Source organism: Actinophytocola sp., assembly GCF_036002505.1.
Lineage (GTDB): Bacteria > Actinomycetota > Actinomycetes > Mycobacteriales > Pseudonocardiaceae > DASYTH01.
In genome coordinates this window covers 1-2,534 of sequence record NZ_DASYTH010000456.1, presented here as the reverse complement: position 1 = coordinate 2,534, position 2,534 = coordinate 1, and the positions used below count along the sequence as shown (strand labels likewise).

The 2,534-nt window shown below is 67.2% G+C and carries 3 protein-coding genes and 1 pseudogene; 1 reads left to right on the top strand and 3 read right to left on the bottom strand.

What is annotated here, in order from left to right:
* Nucleotides 1-206: 206 nt before the first annotated feature.
* The 3 genes and pseudogenes from VGR06_RS44210 to VGR06_RS40185 form a co-directional block, all read right to left on the bottom strand.
* Nucleotides 207-341 (bottom strand): annotated as a pseudogene (locus tag VGR06_RS44210) (hypothetical protein); the annotation flags it as partial.
* Between the two features lie 248 nt (nt 342-589).
* A complete protein-coding gene (locus tag VGR06_RS40190) occupies nt 590-1,006 on the bottom strand; it encodes a nitrilase-related carbon-nitrogen hydrolase (protein WP_327564495.1) in 417 nt (138 codons plus the stop codon).
* Between the two features lie 230 nt (nt 1,007-1,236).
* A complete protein-coding gene (locus tag VGR06_RS40185; protein ID WP_327564494.1) occupies nt 1,237-1,608 on the bottom strand; it encodes a hypothetical protein in 372 nt (123 codons plus the stop codon).
* Nucleotides 1,609-1,700: 92 nt separating this feature from the next.
* On the opposite strand from VGR06_RS40185, the gene VGR06_RS40180 reads away from it, so the two are divergent.
* Entirely contained in the window at nt 1,701-2,186 is a 486-nt protein-coding gene (locus VGR06_RS40180) for a transposase (RefSeq protein WP_327564493.1), read from the top strand.
* Nucleotides 2,187-2,534: the final 348 nt, after the last annotated feature.

Here is a 2,534-nt window from a genome sequence, read left to right as displayed (position 1 = left end):
GCCCGGCTGTCCCGCCGCACCGACCAGATCCTCGTCCCGTGCGCCGCCTACACCGGCCAGCGTCGACGCCCGGCAACGCCGCTGGAGCGCCACCCAGCCCGCTCATGACGGAAGTGCACTCAATTCGGCATAACAATGCGCCAGATTGGGTGACTCCAGTTTGCCTTTGCGTTGGTTGGCTGCCGAGGTGGGGCCGGGGGCATGGCTCAGGAATTTTGCAGTTGATCGCCCAGATGTTTCAGGCGCAGGTGGAGGCCGTTCTTAGCCGGCGTCCCCTTGGTTTGCAGGAGTCCGGGAATGAACCGGACTTCGTACGTGCGGATGTTCTCCGCGATTGACTCTAGTACGGCGGCCGCCGTTCGGGATCTTGGTCGGGGCCGGTACGCACAGCGCGGTCACCGCGTGATCGTCTGCATGTTGTGGACAAACTTTCAGATCTTGCGGTGGCCGCCGGGTCACAGCGTAGACGCTGCCGGATGGCAGCGGGTTCTGGACCGGGTATGCGCTTCGTTCGCGGGTCGGTTCGTTCGGGGCTAGCCGCGCCGTACGGCGGCCGGGTTCGTGACCGGTCTGCTGGCCGATCTCGAGGTCAAGACGTGCTGGCAACGGGCCGGAAGTGCTTGCGTTCCTCCCACGGCCCGTAGGTCGGCAGGTACAGCTTGCGCTGCACGTCGACGCGTTCACCATCGATGATCGCAGCGCTGTTGTATCGGTGGTGGCGAACGGACTCGGCCAGACCTACCACCACCGCGGGACCATGTCGTCCGAGACCCACCAGCGCGGGATCGGCCAGCGACAGCCGCGGAACGTTGCTCAACGACCCAAGGTGGTAGCCATGGGTAGCGAGCTCGGGCGCGACTGCGAGGTCGCACCGCGCGACCTGGCTAAGCCGCTGACTCAGCTCAGCGAGGTTGCCAGAGACGTCACCGAGGCGGGGGGCAGTCTGCAGAAGCGCGACTCGCAGTGGCGGCGCCTCCGGTACGGCCTCACTGCGCGGTGTGATCACTTGATGAAGCCCTTCCCCCGCAACCACTCCTTAGCTACGGCCTCCGGTGCGGTGATCCCCACTACCAAACCGCGACTCGCGCTCAGCTTGACTGCAGAACCACGGAGCTGTTCCTTCACGTGAAAGATCCCTTTCCCGGCATGTTGATTCCGTGCTCCGGTCGGTACGAAAGGCTACACCGGATTGAATTCGGATCGGTTTCATGGATGGGGATGGCTCGTGCTGCGTGACTATTCAGGTCCTGCGGTGGTTGGGGGCATCCATGGGTTGCCGAGGAGCGCGTTGCGCAGTTCGGTAGCCGCGCGGAGACCGTTTTTACGGATGGTCGAAATGTAGCCGCGGGCCAGGAAGATCTGAGTGCCTTTGAGGGTGCGGAAGCCGCCGCTGACTCGGGTCTTGGACTTGACCATCCGGACGGCTTGTTCGGCGGTGTTGTTCGAGAACGCGAGTCCGTGGTGAACCGCACCCCGGCCGACCGGGAACACCTGGCCGACTGGCTGACCCGGTTCGACCCAGCGGTAGCCGGGCCGGTGGCGTTCGCGATGGAAGGCTGCACCGGCTGGCGGTACATAGCCGAGGAGATGGCCAAGGCCGGCCGGCATCGTCCGCGGCGACCGGGCCCGGCTACGCCGCGATCGTCGACGAGCAACTGTCGATCTCCGGCCGGCTGCAGGTCAACACCGCCCTAGCCATCATGGACGTGCTCGCCGATCACCTCGACCGGCTGCGCCGCCGGCTGCTGTCCACCGCCCGAAGCGTCAAAGGCGCCCGCGCGCTGATGCACGACATCTACGGCGTCCGCCCGCTCAGCTCGCTCGCCTTGTGCGCCTGGCTCGGCGGCGCCGACCGGTTCACCTCGTCACGCAAGGCGGTGCGGTTCGTCGGCCTGGACATCACCGTGCACTCCTCCGACGGCAAACGCGGCCCCGGCCGGCTCTCCCGCCAAGGGCCGGAGGTGCTGCGCTGGCTGCTGTTCGAAGCCGCCAAGACCTCCGCCCGCGCCTGCGCGCCCGGCTACGGCTACGACACCGGAGTCAAAGACCGCTACGACGCGAACCGGGCCTGCCGGTCCCAAGCCCGCCGTATCGTCCGGCACGCCACCCACATCCTGACCGGCCTCGGCGACGACGCGTTCACCATCGTCGCTCAGCCCGCCGCGCCGACGACCGTCGCCCGCTGAACCACGGCGCGGATACCCGGGGCGAGGACCGGCAGTCCGCCGTCACCGATGACGGGCACCACCGCGGCCAGCTCCCTCCAACGCACTGTCAGACCGCGCCACCACCGACCACCATGGACGGTGACCGCGGACGGCCGAGACAGACTGAGCGGCCGCACCCGGCAGGGGCCACCCGATCAATATCATGTCGCGGACCCGAAACCCTCGTCCGACGGCCACAGGTAAGTCTGGCTGCCACCTCGCCACCACCCGCACGGCAACGCGAGCGAACAACACCCGACCTCTGGGGAGCCGTCACAGGTATTGGCCCGTCGTGTCGGTGTCCGTCTTCGACACCCGCACCGACAC

Excerpts from the sequence above, each read along its gene's own strand:
- VGR06_RS40185 (WP_327564494.1), bottom strand. The coding sequence starts at position 1,608 with ATGCCGGCCGGCCTTGGCCATCTCCTCGGCTATGTACCGCCAGCCGGT.
- VGR06_RS40180 (WP_327564493.1), top strand. The coding sequence starts at position 1,701 with ATGGACGTGCTCGCCGATCACCTCGACCGGCTGCGCCGCCGGCTGCTG.